Source organism: Saccharibacillus sp. CPCC 101409 (assembly GCF_030518235.1).
In the GTDB taxonomy this organism is placed as follows: domain Bacteria; phylum Bacillota; class Bacilli; order Paenibacillales; family Paenibacillaceae; genus Saccharibacillus.
Genome location: NZ_JAULSA010000026.1, coordinates 1 through 16,477, shown reverse-complemented (window position 1 = coordinate 16,477; position 16,477 = coordinate 1). Strand labels below are relative to the sequence as shown.

Below are 16,477 nucleotides of genomic sequence, written 5' to 3'. Positions count from 1 at the left end.
GAAGAGAAGCGGCGCGCCGCGCGCAAGGTAGGGGGATGACGCGGCGGCCTTTCCATTTCCACGAGAACCGCATGCCGCCGCGCTGACGACGAATGCGGACCGTTTCGGAAGCAGGCAAAGCGCAAATCGAAATCAAGCAGAAGATCGTTCGACACCGAATATTCAAACTTCATCGTCAAACACGTCAAGCCTAACAGCCGATTGTTAAAAGAAAACGCTCGTCTTGTAAAAAAACGTTTTACAGTAAAAATTGGCGTTTGACACGGCGTTTACGCGGGGATGCTATCGTAAAGAGATTACGGCGCGAACCGCGGGGAACAGAAAAGCGAAAGAGAGGCGATCGGGAATGGGAATGGAATCGAATACGGCGCTGCGGGGAGAAAAGGTAGCGCAAAAGGCGGACAATCCGGCAAATATTTCGAGCGCATTCGGCCGGCCGGGCAGTCCGCTCATCTTCGCGCACCGCGGAGCGTCGGGCTCCCGTCCGGAAAATACCATGGAAGCATTTCGGCGCGCGGCGGCGCTCGGGGCGGGCGGCATCGAAACGGACGTGCAGCTGTCGCTGGACGGCGAGCCGGTGCTGATCCACGACGAAACGCTGTCGCGCACTGCCGGAGCCTGCGGCCGGGTGAGCGACAAGACGTATGCCGAGCTGCGCGAACTGGACGCGGGAGGCTGGTATCACCCGGATTTCGTCGGCGAGCGGATTCCGCATCTGGACGAACTGCTGGAACTGGCCGCGCAGACCGTTATCGTGTTGAATATCGAGCTCAAAAACAATATCCTGCCCTACACGGGCATGGAAGAAAAAGTGATCGCGGCGGTTCGCGGATACGGGCTGGAGCGCCGGACGATCTTGTCGAGCTTCAACCATTATTCGGTCGCGCTGTGCAAACGGCTTGCGCCGGAGATCCGTACGGGCCTTTTATATATGGAAGGATTGTACCGGCCGTGGGATTATGCCCGGTCGATCGGCGCCGACGCGCTGCACGCGTACGACCCGGCGGTACAGGCGGAGTGGGTGCGCGAAGCCCGGGAGAACGGCGTCGATTATCATCCGTTTACCGTCAACGATCCTGCGCGTATCAAAGAGCTGATCGGGATGGGCGTATCGGGGATTATTACGGACCATCCGGATGTGGCGATGCGCTGTCTGGCCGAAACGAAAGTAGGATATGTACAGGGAAAGGAGCTTTCATGAAGAACAAAAAGATGCTTGCGCTTGCCATTCCGCTGGTTATACTGGCGGCTTGCGTTCCGGTTATAGCGGGCGCGGTTGCGGACGATTGGGATCATCCTTTTCTGACAAAAGAAGCATACAACCGGATCGCCGCCGACCCGTTCCAGCAGGATAAAAAAGCAGACGCGGATCGCGTGGCCGGGCGTATATGCGACGCGAAAAGCGGAAAGATCCCTCAAGCGGACGCGGACCGGGAAGCGCAAAAAGGTCCGCAGGTTGACGAGACCGCGGAACTTGCGTTCAACCTGGGCTTTCAGGTTCTCGAAGCGCCGCCGGGCATACACGATTTCTATCCCCTCGGCGTGTACGGAGCAACGCTGAACGACGAAAATATTCGCATTTATGCGGGATACGCCCTCGATCGTCCTGAACAAGGAGCCGTTATTTTGCAGGTGCAGCGCCCGGACACGGGCCTCTCGCTATCCAGAGTCGACGTTCCGCCAGGAACCGGAGCGTTGGAGATCGAGAAAGTGGAAGGAGGCCGGGCTTATCTGTGAACCGCAGCCGGGTCTTCGCTTTCTTCGACCGCGTCTTCTTCGTCTCAATCTTTTTTTGAGCTGGATTTAAGCAGCCAACACTTATCCAAGATCGATTGATCTTCGTTGAAAGAGGAAACAGGACGGCGTCCATTGCGCCGTCCTGTTTGGTTTGCTAAGGTAAAGGCTAATGAACAGGTAACGATATTTAATTATCAACCGGCCCGCCGCGCAGGCGCCGGGGACAAGGAGCTGTCCATTCCATGAATACCATACAAGAAACCATCCAACCCGGCGCTATGCAAACGAGCCTGCGAGCCGGCATTATCGATATCGGCTCGAACTCCATCCGGCTCGTCGTTTATGAGAGCGAGAGCGGCGGCTCTTACCGCGTCCTGACCGAATCGCGCGAAGCCGCCAGGCTCAGCGCGCTCGTCACGCCCGAAGGCATCATGCCGTCGCCCGCCATCCATTCCGTCGTGCCGGTGCTGCGCCAGTTCGTCGAAGTATGCGAAGCGTACGGCGTCGCGCAGATTCGCGCCGTCGCCACGGCCGCGATCCGCAACGCGTCCAACTCGGAACAGATCATCGAGATTCTGAACCGGGAAACGGGCCTTGAGATCGAACTGCTGCCCGGCGAGATGGAAGGGCATTACGGCTTTATCGGCGTCGTGAACAAGATCGATATCCGCGAAGGCTTTATTATCGATATCGGCGGCGGCAGTACGGAGATCACGCTGTTCCAGGAACGGCGGCGCGTATCCAGCTTTTCGTTTCCGTTCGGCGCGGTCAATATGAATGTGCGCTTCGGCGGAGGCGGAACCTGGAGCGAAGACCGGATCAAGGAACTGGAGAACTTTATCCTCGGCGAAGCGCGCAAGCATCCGTGGATGTCGGCACATCCGGGGCTCGATCTGGTCGGGCTCGGCGGCACGATCCGCGGACTCGGCAAGATGGATCAGCGCCGGCGCAACTATTCGCTGCCGCATATCCATAATTACGCCATGCAGGGCGAAGACGTGGATTACTTCTATCACTCGCTGCCGGGCATGGACAACAACCGGCGCAAGCGTGTGCCGGGATTGTCCAAAAGCCGGATCGACATCATCGTGCCCGGCATGATTATTCTGCGGACGCTGTTCCGCCATATGAAAGCTTCGCGCTATATCGTCAGCGCAACCGGCCTGCGCGAAGGATTGTTTTTCGAGCTGCTGCATCCCGAACAGGCCGTGCACGAGAACGTCCTGGAGTTCGAACTGCGGGCGCTGCTGTCCGCCGTGCCGAAGCCGAGGCTGCGGCATCTCAAGCAGACGGAGACCTTTGCCGGCATCCTGTACGAAGCGCTCGGCGAAGGCGGCGAGAACGAATGGAACCGCAAACTGCTGCGCGTCGCGGCCTGGACGTACCAGATCGGAACCGAAGTCGGGTATATCGACTACGAGGAGCACACGCAGTATCTGCTGACCAAGCGTCCGCTGGCCGGGCTGACGCACCGCGAGATTATCCTGACCGCGCTGATCGCGGGCATCGCCGCCAAAGGCAAATGGCGCAAAAGCGCCACGGCGCAGGTTTATCGCGACATCCTGCTGCCGAAGGACGAGGAGCGCACCCGCCGATTGGGCTATGTGCTGCAAATGGCGGCCGCGCTCGACGCCAGCGAAACGCAGGCCGTGACGGATCTGAACGTCCGCCGCCGGGGCGACCGGCTCGAACTCGAACTTGTCTGCCGCACCGAAGCGTTCATGGAACTGCGCGATCTCAAGAACGCATCCAGGGACTTCGAGAAAGAATGGAATGTAAAAGTCGAATTGAAGATCAAATCGTCGCATTAAGCGGCGGCGCCCGGCAGGCTGCGGCATCCGGCGCATCCGGATCGATATTCCAATTAAAGAAGCCTCGATCCCCGCTTTGTTGCGGGTTCGAGGCTTTTTTTGATGCATTTCGATAGGCAGACGGTCCGCGAGGGCGTTAGACCAGCGTCGATTTCCACGAGCGGATATCTTCGGCGCGGAACTGGCTGCGGAACGGTTCTTCGCCGTTCTCGAACGAAGCATACCCTCCGCTCGACGTCAGGATACGCGCTTTGACATTGTCCTTCAGATACATTTTCAGGATATTCAGCAGCGTATCTTTGCAGCCGGGATCGAGGATCGGGCACATCAGCTCGACGCGGCGGGTCAGGTTGCGGGTCATCCAGTCGGCGCTCGACAGGAAAATCTCCGATTCGCCGCCGTTTTCGAAATAATAGATCCGCGAGTGTTCCAGATAGCGGTCGACGATGCTGCGCACCGTGATATTCTCGCTCAGATCTTTGACACCCGGCCGCAGGCAGCAGACGCCGCGCACGATCAGGTCGACTTTGACGCCCGCCTTGGACGCTTCGTACAGCTCGTCGATAATCTGCTGGTTGGACAGCGAGTTGAATTTGGCGATAATGCGCGCCGGGCGTCCTTCTTTGGCATGCTCCGCTTCGCGGCGGATATTGGTGACGAACGTACCCATCATCGTGTCGGGCGCGACCGAAATCTCCTGCCAGTCCGGGTGGCTGGAATAGCCGGTGATATGGTTGAACAGCTCCGACGCGTCTTCGCCGATCGACGGATTCGACGTCATCAGACCCACGTCCGTATACAGCTTGGCGGTCGCGTCGTTGTAGTTGCCGGTGCCGACATGCACGTAGCGGCGCAGCCCGACTTCTTCGCGGCGGACGACGAGGATCGCTTTGGCATGCGTTTTGAGTCCGACCAGTCCGTACACCACGTGGCAGCCGGCCTGCTCCAGCGTGCGCGCCCAGCTGATATTGCGCTCTTCGTCGAATCTTGCTTTGAGCTCGACGACGACCGTGACCTGCTTGCCGGCTTCGGCCGCTTCCGCGAGCGAACGAATAATCGACGATTTGCTGCTGACGCGGTACAGCGTCATCTTGATCGCCATCACGTCCGGATCTTCGGCGGCCTGCTCGACGAAATCGCTGACCGCGTCGAAGGTTTCGAACGGATGGTGCATCAGCACGTCGCGTTCTTTCAGCACGCTGAAATAATCGGTATCGCCGCCGTCGCCGAATTCCGGCGGATAGATCGGCAGGCGCGTCGGATAGCGCAGGGAATCGCGATTCTTGACCGATCCGGCGAACGAAGACATAAAGCCCAGGTCGATCGGGCCGTCGATCTCGTAGACCGCGTCTTCGATCTCGAATTCTTCCTGCAGCAGCTGCAGCGCGTACGGATGGAAATCTTTTTGCACTTCCAGCCGGACCGGCGCGCCGCGGCGGCGCTTGCGCAGCTTTTTCTCGATTTCTTCAAGCAGGTCGTCCGCTTCTTCTTCGTTGATCTCGAGGTCGGCGTCGCGCGTCAGCCGAAACGCATGCACGGCCACCGGCTTGTAGCCGCTGAACAGCGTCTGGATATGGTTGCAGATCAGCTCGTCGATCAGGACGTAGCTCTGCTTCTTGCTGTGGCTGCGGCTTGCGACCGGAATCAGGCGCGGCAGAATGGACGGCACCTGCACGATCGCAAAATAATACCGTTCTTCCTCGGGCAGATCGGCGGTTGCGTTTTCGCGTTCGAGCAGCGCGGCTAAGTAAACGTTCTGGCTGTGCACCAGCGGAAACGGACGGCTCAGATCGACCGCCATCGGCGTCAGCACCGGGAAAATGACGTTGTGGAAGTAATCGTCCGCGGATTTCTGCTGTGTGGAACTCAGGTCTTCGTAGCGGTTGAGCACCAGACTTTCTTTCGACAGCAAACGGATCAATTCGCGGTATGTACGATACTCCGCCGTCACCATTTTCTCGATGCGTTTGGTCAGACGTTTATACAGCACCTGCGGCGTATAGCCGGAGAAGTCTTTTTTGACGATGCCCGCTTTGAGCTGGTTGCGGATGCCCGCGACCCGGACGCTCATGAATTCGTCCAGATTGCGCGAAACGATCCCGAGAAATTTGGCGCGCTCCAGCAGCGGCGTTTCGGGGTCCTGCGCTTCTTCCAGCACGCGGTAATTGAATTCGATCCAACTGAGGTCGCGATTAATGTAGTAAGGGGACGAGCCCCGTTGAGCGGCATGGTTATCCATAATTCCTCCAAGTCGTTTTGAAGAAGTCCGGCATTGGCAAAACGGCAGGCAAACGGGCCGGCGTGCAATAGAACCGTTTACGTGCGGCGGCGGTCTTCGGTTACAGAAAGAAAGCCCCGTTCCTTCATATTACCCTGCCGGCTCCGGCCAAAATCCGGTCGGCGGCATCGATTGAGGCGTGTCTTAAAGCATGGGCGGTTTCTTTATTATACCCCCCGTTTGTTAAGCCGATGTAAAAAAGCGCTTTTCCCAATTAACTTACAAAAATGTATTTACGAAACAGGTTTCGATTCGTATAGTGGAGGTGAGAGCAGATTAAGCGCTTTCATCCAGGGTTCGCATCCTCAGACGACGAAGGAGTGACGGAAGTGGAAAAAGCAAACAGTAAACAGGCGGTAAAGCGGGCCGCGAAGCGTACGGCGGGGGTGGTGCTCTGCGGAGTGCTGGCGCTCGTATGGGGATTGGGACCCGCGCCGCGGGCGCATGCGGATATTCCGTCCGCCACCGACAAAGCGCTGGTCTGGCTCAAGCACCAGCAGGACGAAACGAAAGGCTTCGCGTTCGACGGGCTGGTGGACAGCTTCGAGGATTACTGGGCGCCGAACACGCCGAAGCAGATCGTATATACATACGATCAGGCGGTCGCGGCGACCGCTTTTATCGCGGCGGGCGACCGGGCGAGAGCGGAGAAGATCCTGAACAAGATGCGCGATATCCAGGACCCGTCCGGCTACTGGCTGAACTCGTACTGGTACAACAACGGCGCGGGCGAAGAAATCCGCGAGCACGTGGGACCGGTCGTCTGGGTGGCGATGGCCGTAATGGCGTACGAGAAGCAGTACGGCGACACGCGCTACCGCAATATGGCCGTCAAAGCGCTGGACTGGTCGCTGCAGTATCAGCAGGCGAACGGCGGCGTAGCCGGCGGCTGGAGCGGGTGGACGAACGCGAACGAACCGTGGACGTCGACCGAGCACAATCTCGATATTTATCCGACGCTGCGCTACTTCGCTTCGGCCGAAACTTCGCGCGCGTCTGCTTACAACACCGCGGCGGCCCGCGTAAAAACGTTCCTCGATACGAAAGTCTGGAACGATTCGCGCAAAAACTTCTACGGCGGCTGGAAAAACGATACGAACCTGGTCGATCCGTTCGTGCCGATGGACGTCAATCCGTGGGGCGTGCTGGCGCTGGGACTAAGCGGCGCGCACGATTACCAGTCGGCGCTGTCTTACGTGGAAAATGCGAACGGCAATCCCGGCACGCTGGCGAATCCGCGCTATAAATACACGCTGACGTACGACAACGCCGGCAATACGATGACCGCGTACGACTTCGACTGGGACGGCGCGAACAACCCACTGTACGACGCCCAGGGCAACCTGATCGGCTACTCCGGTCCGGATATCTGGCTGGAAGGCTCGGCGTTTATGTCCGCGGCGTATTATTTGCAGGGCAACACGGCCAAAGCCGATTCCATCCTGAACGAACTGGCGAAGAAACAGGGCACGTCTGGCGCTTCCACCGGCGGACTGCCGTATTCCCTGAAAGGCACAAGCAACAGCTACTGGGTGATGGCGCAGCAGAACAGCGTATCGAGCACCGGCTGGTTCGTGCTTGCCGCCAAGCGCTTCAATCCGTTCCAGGGCTCCTTCATGAACGCCTCCGGCAATCCGGGCGGAGGAAACAACGGAGGCGGCAGCAATCCGGGCACCGGAACCGGCACGGAAATCGTAACCACCGATTACAAGATCAACGTAACGAATTCCGGCGGCGCCCGGATCGTCTTCACGCCTGCGACATCCGCGCTGTACGTCGATATTCATTACAAGCTGGACAACGGTCCGCAGCAGAATCTGCGCATGAGCGGCAGCGGCACGAACTGGAATTATACGGTCGCCGGCTGGAGCGCGGGCAAGAAACTGGAGTACTGGTTTACTTACGAGAAGTCCGGCCCGCAGTACGATTCGCCGCATTACACGTTTACGCAGTGAGGCCGGAGTTTCAAGACACGATCTGAACAGCCGCCGCCGCAGCCGACTTTTCGGCCGCGAGGCGGCTTTTTGCCGCGCGGACATTCTTCCCTGAACATTCGCGATCAAAATAGAGCGTTTGCAGGACATAGAGACCTCTACCGCGAAAGGATTAGAACAGGCGCGACGCGCCTTCAGCCCGACAACGAGAAGGGACGGATCGCTATGGAACGTCTGCATTACGGAGTCGCGTATTACGATGAATACATGCCGCACGACCGGCTGGACAAAGATATCGAAATGATGAAAGCGGCGGGGATTACCGTCGTGCGCATCGCGGAATCGACCTGGAGCACGCACGAGCCGCAAAACGGCGTATTCGACTTCGCGTCGGTGGACCGGGTGCTGGACGCCATGCACGCGGCGGGCATCTCCGTGATCGTCGGCACGCCGACGTACGCCGTGCCCACCTGGATGGTGCGCGAGCATCCCGAAGTGCTGGCGGAAACGCGCACCGGACCCGGCAAATACGGAGCGCGCCAGATCATGGATATTACCAGCCCGGCGTACCTGTTCTATGCCGAGCGGATCATCCGTAAGCTGATCGGGCGCGTATGCGGCCATCCGGCGGTCATCGGCTACCAGATCGACAACGAGACCAAACATTACGGCACGGCCGGCCCGAATGTACAGCTGCGCTTCATTAAATATATGCGCGAGAAATTCGGCGGCGATCCGGGCGAGCTGAACCGCCGTTTCGGACTGGATTACTGGAGCAACCGGATCGACGCCTGGGAAGACTTCCCGTCGGTGCTGGGCACGATCAACGGCAGTCTGGGCGCGGAGTTTGCCAGGTTCCAGCGGAAGCTGGTCACGGACTTCCTGGCCTGGCAGGCGGAGATCGTGGGCGAATACAAAAAGCCCGGCCAGTTCACGACGCACAACTTCGATTTCGACTGGCGCGGCCATTCCTACGGCGTGCAGCGGGACGTGGATCATTTTGCCGCGGCCCGGGCGCTGGATGTCGTCGGCGTGGATATTTATCACCCGTCGCAAAGCGAGCTGACCGGCGCGGAGATTTCGTTCGGCGGCGATCTGGCGCGCTCGCTCAAGCGGTCGAACTATCTGGTGTTGGAAACGCAGGCGCAGGCTTTCCCGCACTGGACGCCGTATCCGGGGCAGCTGCGGCTGCTGGCGTTCAGCCATCTGGCTTCGGGCGCCAATATGGTGTCGTACTGGCACTGGCATTCGATCCACAATTCGTTCGAGACGTATTGGAAAGGACTGCTCAGCCACGACCTCCAGCCGAATCCCGTGTACAACGAAGCCAAAACGATCGGCGCGGATTTCGCGCGGCTGAGCGAATCGCTGATCGGCCTGCACCGGACCAACCGGGTCGCGCTGCTGGTCAGCAACGAATCGCTCAGCGCGCTGGACTGGTTCCCGCTGCCTGGCGGCGTCACGTACAACGATGTGGTGCGCCGCTGCTACGACGCGCTGTACAAGCTGAACGTGGGCTGCGATTTTCTCGGACCGGAGACGTCTTCGGCCGTTTTCGACGAATACGACCTGATCGTCGTGCCGGCGCTGTACAGCGCGCCGGAGCGTTTGCTGGAAAAGCTGAACGCTTTCGTGGAGCGCGGCGGGCATATCGTGTATACGTTCAAAAGCGGGTTCACGAACGAAGACGTGCAGGTGAGAACAAGCGCGCAGCCGGGCGTAATCGAGCGGATCTGCGGGGTGAGGTACCAGCTGTTCGCCGAGCCGAAGAACGTCTCGCTGCAAGGCGATCCGTTCGGCGCGGGCGAACAGGCCGGAGCGGTCGGGACGTGGATGGAGCTGCTGACGCCGACCACGGCGGAGGTGCTGGCCCGTTACGACCACCCGGAGTGGAACGAATATGCGGCGATCACGCGCAGCCGCTTCGGCGAAGGGACCGCGACGTATATCGGTTTCCTGCCGACGGAACAGCTGCTGATCGGACTGTTCGCGCAGCTGCTTCAAAGCGCCGGCTTGTGGAGCGCGGAGCAGAAGCTCGCGTTCCCGCTGATCGTCAAATGCGGCATCAACCGCGCGGGACGCAAGATCCGTTATTTCCTGAACTATTCGGGCGAAGAAGCGGAGTTCGAATACGCTTACGCCGACGGCCGCGAACTGGTGTCCGGCGAAGATATCCGGCACGGACAGTCGCTGACCCTGCCGGGCTGGGGCTTCGCCGTAGTCGAAGACCGCGAAAGCGCGGCCTGCTCGGTGGCGGAGACGGAAGACGGCGCGGCGAGCGATTGAGACGGGGTACATGCTTTAGGGGCGATTCAGGGGGTAACCTCACCTTTAGTGTTGACAAGGTACCAGGCTTACAGCAATCAACGGACCGTCCGCTTGAAGCGGACGGCCGCAGTTTATCGGGAGGCGGTATCGGAAGATGGAAACGAACGAATATATACTCGGCGGCGGCGAATTGACGATCACGATCAAAGCGCCGGAAGTCTGCACAGGCACGAGGTTCGACCGCACCGGCTGGATTACGCAGGTGCGTCTGGAAAGCGCGGGTATCGACTTTTGCGTGCCGGAGAGTCTGGAAGCGGGCCAAGGAACCGGCGGCGAAGGACTGTCGGGCGAGTTCGGCATCGACCGGCCGATCGGTTACGACGAAGCGGCGCCGGGCGAAACGTTCACCAAGCTCGGCGTCGGCGTGCTCACCCGGATCGACGACGAGGCTTACAGCTTTGCGCGCGCTTATCCGGTCGAAGCGCACGAAGTGCGCACGGAAGTCGGCCGCAGCATGATCCGCTTTACCGCCGCGGCCGCGGAAACAAGCGGTTACGCGGCGGAGCTGGTCAAAACGATCCGCGTCGAAGGCCGTTCCCTGAGCGTGCACTACAAACTGACGAACCGGGGAAGCCGGAACATCGCCACCAACGAATACGTGCATAACTTCGTCGGCATCGGCGGTCATATGATCGATTCGAATTATGTGCTGAGACTGCCGTATCGCCCCGAGCTTGCGCTGCTGGGCGACGGCGGCGTGGAAGACCGGCTGGAGCTGTCGGACGGAAAGGTAACCTGGAAACGCGAAGCGGGCGGAGAGTTCTACGCGCTGTTCGGCGGATTCGCGGGCGACGCGGAGCCGTACTGGGAGCTGCTGCACGAGCCGAGCGGTTACGGGATGCGCGAAAGCGGAGACTTCGACGTGCCCAAGCTGGCGGTATGGGGCAATGCGCATGTGGTCGCTCCGGAAGTATTTATCGACCTTGCGCTTACGCCGGGCGAAACGAAAGAATGGACGCGGACGTACGAATTTTTCGGGCCGGAGGGGTAAAGTTGGTCGGCGGCGAGGCGCGGAGTCCAAGATCCCGTAACCTCGCGGATACGCGGGCCGGCCGGGTCAGCCGAAGCAGGCAGCGAGGGCTGGGAGCGAAACGCGAAGCAGGACTCCCCCTTACAGGCTCCTGCGCTGGTTTCCGAACGTTTGTTTGTGGTAAATTGGAAGAGCGAGAATATTTGAAGCCGACAACGCAGCATTCCAGTGCGAAAGGAGAGGATTCCGATGATTATCATTCATGCCGATATGCAGATTAAACCCGAGAAAAGAGAAGCGTTCCTGCAAACGGTGCAGCCGCTCGTCGCCGGTTCGCAGGCCGAAGAAGGCTGTCTGCGCTACACGCTGGCCCAGGACGCATCCAGCCTCGACCGCTTCACCATGATCGAAGTCTGGGCCGACGAAGCCGCCGTCGAACGCCACAACGCTTCGCCGCACTTTACCGGCTTTTTCAAAGTCGCCAACGATTTCTTCGCGCTGCCGCTGAAAGCGGAGAAGTTTACGGCGGCGGACGTGTAGAGGCTGAGTTAGGGAACACATGCAATTTTGCATCGAACCGGTTAAGCTTGGTGCTTAGTTCAAACCCTTGCAGTGCAAGGGTTTGAGGGTTTATTTGATGCTTTTACGATTACGGCATTGGAGGTTCGATGCAAAATAGGATGTTGTGGTTAAGGAGAAATGGCTTAATGACGCGGATTTTGAGGCGTTTTTTTGGAGGTTTTATCTGAACGTAGTGGGATATGAAGCGTTTAGCCCCAACGCCGTCGCAATCTTATGGATCGGTTTTATCTGAACGTAATGCTACAGCCGACCTATGCTATTTTCCAAATTGAGAAATTCATTTGTTTGGCGTTGCATTGAATTCCGCAAGATCGGCTTCCCTCATAGTTTTCAAAAACGCTCTAGATTAAAAGTTCCCTTACAAGATGACTTTTTTCAAAGTATCTATCTCGTAAGGGATGTTTTATTAAAGTTGACCGTTCTATTTATTGATACAAATCGATTACGTATATTTTTTGAGAATTTCATCAGAAATCTTCATTGCTTCTGCTTTTTCGATAGGTGTTAGTTGTTGACTTCTTTGATTCAAAAAGCCACGTACTTCTTTTACAATTTCCTCTGTCGAAGCTGTGGTCGGACCTATGACAATGCCTGTTGGAGGAATATCGCGGTACGAATAAGAATTTCTTTTCGCTGGCATAAAATCAACTCCTTTATCTATAGTATAAGGCGATTAAGGCGGCTGCGTTACGAGTATCGATAAACATTTTTTGGCTATTCTCGATCTGCTTAGCGTTGAAGCGCTCTTGATAATACGAGATGAGATTGGTTTTAGATTCAAAAGAAACAATCCCTTCAAATCCTTGAATAAAGCTTTCTAGACATGCAACCCCCAAAAGAACGTCGACAACATTAACATAAATCCGCTGACGTGCTGAGGCACGATTTAACGGTGAATTTTCAACCAAGTCGACAAAGATAAAACCTTTAACACTGCGAAATGAAACTGCACCTTGAATATCGTTATTCCCAACGGCAACGATTTTGACAGGATCACCCTTTTTTAGTCAGCCGCGTATTTCATTTTAGATTGAACCCACTCCTTGACATTACGCGCGTAACGTCCGTCTTCGCGGTGTTTTGGTAATCCAGCTCAACGCTGATTCACTCATACGCGTCCATGCGGAATATGACTCGATTACGACCGCAAACTTTGTTTTCGACTGAAACCCTTCGGATGTGATGCTCGAAGATCTGACCAAATCCAATATATGGATTAAGCGATCAACGAATTGAATAAGGACCTATCCACCCGGTCGGCTTATCGAGCAATCCGAAGGAGATGTTTGAGTTACATTCAAAAATAGTAAATGCAAACAACCGACTGTTCATTTGTGGGCAGTCAGTTCTTTCTTCGTTTTTTCCGTTTTGTTTGATTTTGAACAGAAATGAAAATCGAGACGAAAGCCGTCTATCCTGAATTAAAACAAGCCGGTAAGCCGACCGATATATGATATGAGGAGAGAGAATTTTTTGGCAAACGTATTCCTGGAATCTCAATTCACGAAAAGAGAGAGGTTATTCCATGAATCAAAAAAATCCAAAGGTGCAAGCATGGATGTTCGCCATAATTATCGGAGTTATTGTTTTGGCTGGGATCACCTTCGCACTCCAATCACAGCAGACGTCTAAACATACGGAAATTGTGCGGAGCGTCCAATTTGGCGAAGAGGATCAGATTTCCGCTATTACCTTCAAACTGATCCACGCCGCTTTACAATTGAGCACCAATGATGCCCGTACCTATAGCAACGCCTATTCGAAAGAATATGCGCGATACGGTGATGGGAGTAACAACCTGCACATCGAATAGGAGGGGTTACATATGTCTCAATGGTATTTGCTGGATCAACAAAGAAACGGGCATCCGGCGCAGATCGAAACGCTTCTTCTTCCGGAAGCTAAGCTGCTCCATCAAATTGGCTGGGAAAGAAATTTTAATTGGGCCGATGTCATCACTGATATACGAAAAGGCCCGCCTCAAAAATTAATCGCTATCAATGACAATCGTATTCACGGCGCAATCTCATACCGAATTGATGAGGGTTTCGTATTCATCGATCTCCTTGAGAGTTCACCGCTCAATCGTCGATTCATCACGCCGAATCGAGAATTTACAAACGTAGCTGATATTTTGATCGGACAAGCATGCTTGATCAGTGCAAATTCCGGTTTTGGCGGTTACGTTGCATTTGACGCAAAAACCGATTTGGTTTCATACTATCGAAAAAGATTCGGTGCGAAGTCAATTGGCAGCCAGCGCATGTTCATCAATGAGGATAGCGCCCTTGATCTGATTGCGTTATACTACAAATAAAGGAGATGATCCTATGCGAAAAATGCCAATCGGATATGCCAAAGGTCCACGTTATGTTCGACGCAAACCGCAGCCCGGCAAAATATTGACTGGCGTTTTGATTGTTCCGCCCACGGATAGTCATGAAGATATTCGTCGCGACGTGCAAGCAGCCATCGCCCAAGAAAAAAAAGGACGCTCAGTAGCGGAACAAACACGAATCAATAACCGGATAGCCGCTCTTCATCAAAACGTTGCGCACAAACAAGCGGGTTATCATGGATAAACTGCGGATTTTTTTACCTAATAGCCTAAAATTTTAAGTTGCCGCCTGTATTCTACAGGTAGCAGCTTTTTTTAATTCCGATGTCTGCGTTCGAGATTTATGTAACACTTGCCTCACTTCCTGGGGTCATCCAGCATTTTTGATCGTCGACAAATATATTTGAGGTTGTAGTTGTAGGTGAGGCCAAAATGGAGCTGAAGTGTCTTTTTGAGTTGCCGGACGCCTTTATCTATTCCTTGTTTCAAACATTTATTTGAACATTGTGGGATTTTTCAAGCAATCAACTAGGCAACACATGTTCTGTTTATTATAATTGGGTACAGAACCCTTTTTAGTTATTGAGTAACATCTATTTTGGGAAAAGGAGGTGTAACTTTGCGTTTAGCGGTGACTTACGAGGTGGACTCGTTACCTGTGGACTATCGGATGCTGATGATTTCTTTAGTCAAAGAAGCCTTACGTCAAGCCGATCCTAAATACTACGAGAAGATGTACATAGCGGGTGGAGGAAAGATGAAGCCATTCTCGACAGCAGTTTATCTGCATCGTTTTGTATATGAGAAGGATCGGATCAAGTTGGATGCTTTTACCTTGACGCTTTCCAGTCCGGATATGGAGTTTATGCTGCATCTTTTTAATGGGCTTCAACAGATCTCCGAATACAAGACGGATCGAACGGTGTGGAGAAAAGCACAGATTCGGATGGTTCAAGAAACGGATATTGTAGGCGATCGGGTCTGGTTCCGTACATTGTCCCCCATTCTGATCGAAGACCGAAACGGTAAGCCGCTTGGACCGGAACATGCTGATTATGCCGGGGAATTCAGCTACTTTGCGGAAATGAGGATTCGGGAATTAACCGGACGCGAACCGTATCAAACGATTGTGATGCAGCCGGGAAACATGCGCAAACAGATCGTAAAAGAACGCAATTCGGTGTTTCGCCAGCAGGTCAATAGCGGACAGGAGCAGCACTGGCTTTATTACACCGCCTATCAGGGAACGTTGAAACTGGAAGGACACCCGGAAGATTTGAAATTGCTGTATCAAGCGGGTGTTGGCAAAAGGGCGTCGCAAAGTTTCGGTTTATTGGAGGTTGTGCGGGAGGAGGGGTAGTACTTGGTAGCTTCGATTAAATTGCAGATGGAAGATTGGATGTGGACGGCAGGGCTGATCGGGTTGCGGCGCTTGTACGAATGCGATCTGTCCGGGTACGGACTGAACAGCACCCGGTTTAAAGTCGAAGGCACACGCATGACGCTGACGGAAGAACATCTGGAGTCTTTTTCGAAACGGTATATCCGGTATATGATTGAAGAATTCAATATCGTGACGCGGGACGTCAAGCGAATGGAGTTTTGGAGCAAACGAGCCGAGAACTTTTCGGAACGCTTGAAGCCGGCAGAGAAAGATGCTCAGGTCAAAGAAGCCGCCAAGCAGATCCGTGCGCAGATCAATGAGCAATTCAAGAAAGTCGACAAATACTTTTCGGGAAGCCCAGAGCATGAACAGTTGCAGGAGATCATGGAAACGCTTAAAAACTGTTCGGGGTACGATCAGCGGGATGTGGTCAAGCGCTCCGTAGAAGCTTATGAGAAAACGATGTCTACCCAAGCGATCAAAGAAAAACTGACGCTAAATTATATGAAAGCCATAATTATGAATCCGTTTTTCGGTCAGACTTCGATCTTGCAGCCTACTTTCAATGCCAAATCGACGGATGAGCATATCGCCCAAATTGAAAAAGACTTTGCGCTGCCTGCGCTGCACGAGTTGAGATGGTATGACGATTATAAGCCTTTTCACGATTGGCGCAAAGCGATCAAAAAGATGAAGGACAATAACGAGCTTTCGGATTATTTTCAAACTCAAGTTCTCCCTTGCTCGTTTATCGATGGCATGCACGCAACCCAATCGTACGAGGAAATGGTTTTTTCTCCATTGGCGCTCTCCAAAAGCAAAGCGTTTAACTTCAGTTGGGACTTCAACCGCAACCTTCCGATTCCGATTAGCGCGCTCGCGCGCCTTGTTTTTCTGTGTGTCCCGATCGGTATGGCTACATACAACCGGCGTTTGGGGACGGAAGAATTCAATGAAAACAAACGCTTTTTCGGGATGTTGCTAACCGGCCGCAGCTTTGATACAGAGTATCTGGAAAACGAAAGTTACCGCTCCAGACGCAAGCAGGATGCGGTCAAGTCCATATTTATGTGTAAAAACGAAACTCACTCGCCAATCGGTTAGTCGGCAGCGGA

General features: G+C 55.0%; 14 protein-coding genes. 12 read left to right on the top strand and 2 right to left on the bottom strand.

Annotated elements, in window-relative coordinates:
* Positions 1–346: 346 nt before the first annotated feature.
* From QWJ34_RS25770 to QWJ34_RS25760, 3 genes are all read left to right on the top strand, one after another.
* Positions 347–1,201: a glycerophosphodiester phosphodiesterase gene (locus QWJ34_RS25770; RefSeq protein WP_302731963.1), complete on the top strand. Its 855-nt coding sequence runs from the start codon at positions 347–349 to the stop codon at positions 1,199–1,201.
* Positions 1,198–1,737, top strand: coding sequence for a hypothetical protein (locus QWJ34_RS25765; protein ID WP_302731962.1), 540 nt, complete (start codon positions 1,198–1,200; stop codon positions 1,735–1,737). Before QWJ34_RS25770 ends, QWJ34_RS25765 begins: the two co-directional genes overlap by 4 nt.
* A gap of 242 nt (positions 1,738–1,979) precedes the next feature.
* Positions 1,980–3,548 (top strand): Ppx/GppA phosphatase family protein, encoded by a 1,569-nt coding sequence (locus QWJ34_RS25760; RefSeq protein ID WP_302731960.1) that lies wholly within the window; start codon positions 1,980–1,982, stop codon positions 3,546–3,548.
* 136 nt (positions 3,549–3,684) lie between these two features.
* Here the strand turns inward: QWJ34_RS25760 and ppk1 are convergent, their stop codons facing one another.
* On the bottom strand, positions 3,685–5,787 hold the full coding sequence (gene ppk1, locus QWJ34_RS25755; RefSeq protein ID WP_302731958.1) for a polyphosphate kinase 1: 2,103 nt from the start codon (positions 5,785–5,787) through the stop codon (positions 3,685–3,687).
* A 368-nt stretch (positions 5,788–6,155) separates the two neighbouring features.
* Here ppk1 and QWJ34_RS25750 point away from each other — a divergent pair, with 368 nt between their 5' ends.
* The 4 genes from QWJ34_RS25750 to QWJ34_RS25735 all read left to right on the top strand — a co-directional run bounded on the left by QWJ34_RS25750 (position 6,156) and on the right by QWJ34_RS25735 (position 11,598).
* Entirely contained in the window at positions 6,156–7,781 is a 1,626-nt protein-coding gene (locus QWJ34_RS25750) for a hypothetical protein (protein ID WP_302731957.1), read from the top strand.
* A gap of 204 nt (positions 7,782–7,985) precedes the next feature.
* Entirely contained in the window at positions 7,986–10,046 is a 2,061-nt protein-coding gene (locus tag QWJ34_RS25745) for a beta-galactosidase (protein WP_302731956.1), read from the top strand.
* 136 nt (positions 10,047–10,182) lie between these two features.
* Positions 10,183–11,079 carry a hypothetical protein gene (locus QWJ34_RS25740; protein WP_302731955.1) on the top strand — a complete coding sequence of 299 codons (897 nt, stop codon included), beginning with the start codon at positions 10,183–10,185 and terminating at the stop codon, positions 11,077–11,079.
* A gap of 228 nt (positions 11,080–11,307) precedes the next feature.
* Positions 11,308–11,598: a putative quinol monooxygenase gene (locus QWJ34_RS25735; RefSeq protein WP_302731954.1), complete on the top strand. Its 291-nt coding sequence runs from the start codon at positions 11,308–11,310 to the stop codon at positions 11,596–11,598.
* Between the two features lie 484 nt (positions 11,599–12,082).
* On the opposite strand, the gene QWJ34_RS25730 is transcribed toward QWJ34_RS25735, so the two are convergent.
* Positions 12,083–12,280 carry a hypothetical protein gene (locus tag QWJ34_RS25730; protein ID WP_302731953.1) on the bottom strand — a complete coding sequence of 66 codons (198 nt, stop codon included), beginning with the start codon at positions 12,278–12,280 and terminating at the stop codon, positions 12,083–12,085.
* A gap of 885 nt (positions 12,281–13,165) precedes the next feature.
* Here QWJ34_RS25730 and QWJ34_RS25725 point away from each other — a divergent pair.
* The 5 genes from QWJ34_RS25725 (at position 13,166) to QWJ34_RS25705 (ending at position 16,466) form a co-directional block, all read left to right on the top strand.
* Positions 13,166–13,453, top strand: a complete 288-nt coding sequence (locus QWJ34_RS25725; protein ID WP_302731952.1) for a hypothetical protein — start codon at positions 13,166–13,168, stop codon at positions 13,451–13,453.
* Between the two features lie 12 nt (positions 13,454–13,465).
* Positions 13,466–13,957: a hypothetical protein gene (locus QWJ34_RS25720; protein WP_302731951.1), complete on the top strand. Its 492-nt coding sequence runs from the start codon at positions 13,466–13,468 to the stop codon at positions 13,955–13,957.
* A 13-nt stretch (positions 13,958–13,970) separates the two neighbouring features.
* The gene (locus tag QWJ34_RS25715) at positions 13,971–14,222 is read left to right on the top strand and encodes a hypothetical protein (protein WP_302731950.1); all 252 of its coding nucleotides are present in this window, start codon (positions 13,971–13,973) and stop codon (positions 14,220–14,222) included.
* 375 nt (positions 14,223–14,597) lie between these two features.
* Positions 14,598–15,338 carry a CRISPR-associated endoribonuclease Cas6 gene (gene cas6 / locus QWJ34_RS25710; protein ID WP_302731949.1) on the top strand — a complete coding sequence of 247 codons (741 nt, stop codon included), beginning with the start codon at positions 14,598–14,600 and terminating at the stop codon, positions 15,336–15,338.
* Positions 15,339–15,341: 3 nt separating this feature from the next.
* On the top strand, positions 15,342–16,466 hold the full coding sequence (locus tag QWJ34_RS25705; RefSeq protein ID WP_302731948.1) for a hypothetical protein: 1,125 nt from the start codon (positions 15,342–15,344) through the stop codon (positions 16,464–16,466).
* Positions 16,467–16,477: the final 11 nt, after the last annotated feature.

What these genes read in the sequence shown, in the direction of transcription:
- QWJ34_RS25770 (WP_302731963.1), top strand. Translation starts at nt 347, where the DNA reads ATGGGAATGGAATCGAATACGGCGCTGCGGGGAGAAAAGGTAGCGCAA.
- QWJ34_RS25765 (WP_302731962.1), top strand. Translation starts at nt 1,198, where the DNA reads ATGAAGAACAAAAAGATGCTTGCGCTTGCCATTCCGCTGGTTATACTG.
- QWJ34_RS25760 (WP_302731960.1), top strand. Translation starts at nt 1,980, where the DNA reads ATGAATACCATACAAGAAACCATCCAACCCGGCGCTATGCAAACGAGC.
- ppk1 (WP_302731958.1), bottom strand. Translation starts at nt 5,787, where the DNA reads ATGGATAACCATGCCGCTCAACGGGGCTCGTCCCCTTACTACATTAAT.
- QWJ34_RS25745 (WP_302731956.1), top strand. Translation starts at nt 7,986, where the DNA reads ATGGAACGTCTGCATTACGGAGTCGCGTATTACGATGAATACATGCCG.
- QWJ34_RS25740 (WP_302731955.1), top strand. Translation starts at nt 10,183, where the DNA reads ATGGAAACGAACGAATATATACTCGGCGGCGGCGAATTGACGATCACG.
- QWJ34_RS25735 (WP_302731954.1), top strand. Translation starts at nt 11,308, where the DNA reads ATGATTATCATTCATGCCGATATGCAGATTAAACCCGAGAAAAGAGAA.
- QWJ34_RS25730 (WP_302731953.1), bottom strand. Translation starts at nt 12,280, where the DNA reads ATGCCAGCGAAAAGAAATTCTTATTCGTACCGCGATATTCCTCCAACA.
- QWJ34_RS25725 (WP_302731952.1), top strand. Translation starts at nt 13,166, where the DNA reads ATGAATCAAAAAAATCCAAAGGTGCAAGCATGGATGTTCGCCATAATT.
- QWJ34_RS25720 (WP_302731951.1), top strand. Translation starts at nt 13,466, where the DNA reads ATGTCTCAATGGTATTTGCTGGATCAACAAAGAAACGGGCATCCGGCG.
- QWJ34_RS25715 (WP_302731950.1), top strand. Translation starts at nt 13,971, where the DNA reads ATGCGAAAAATGCCAATCGGATATGCCAAAGGTCCACGTTATGTTCGA.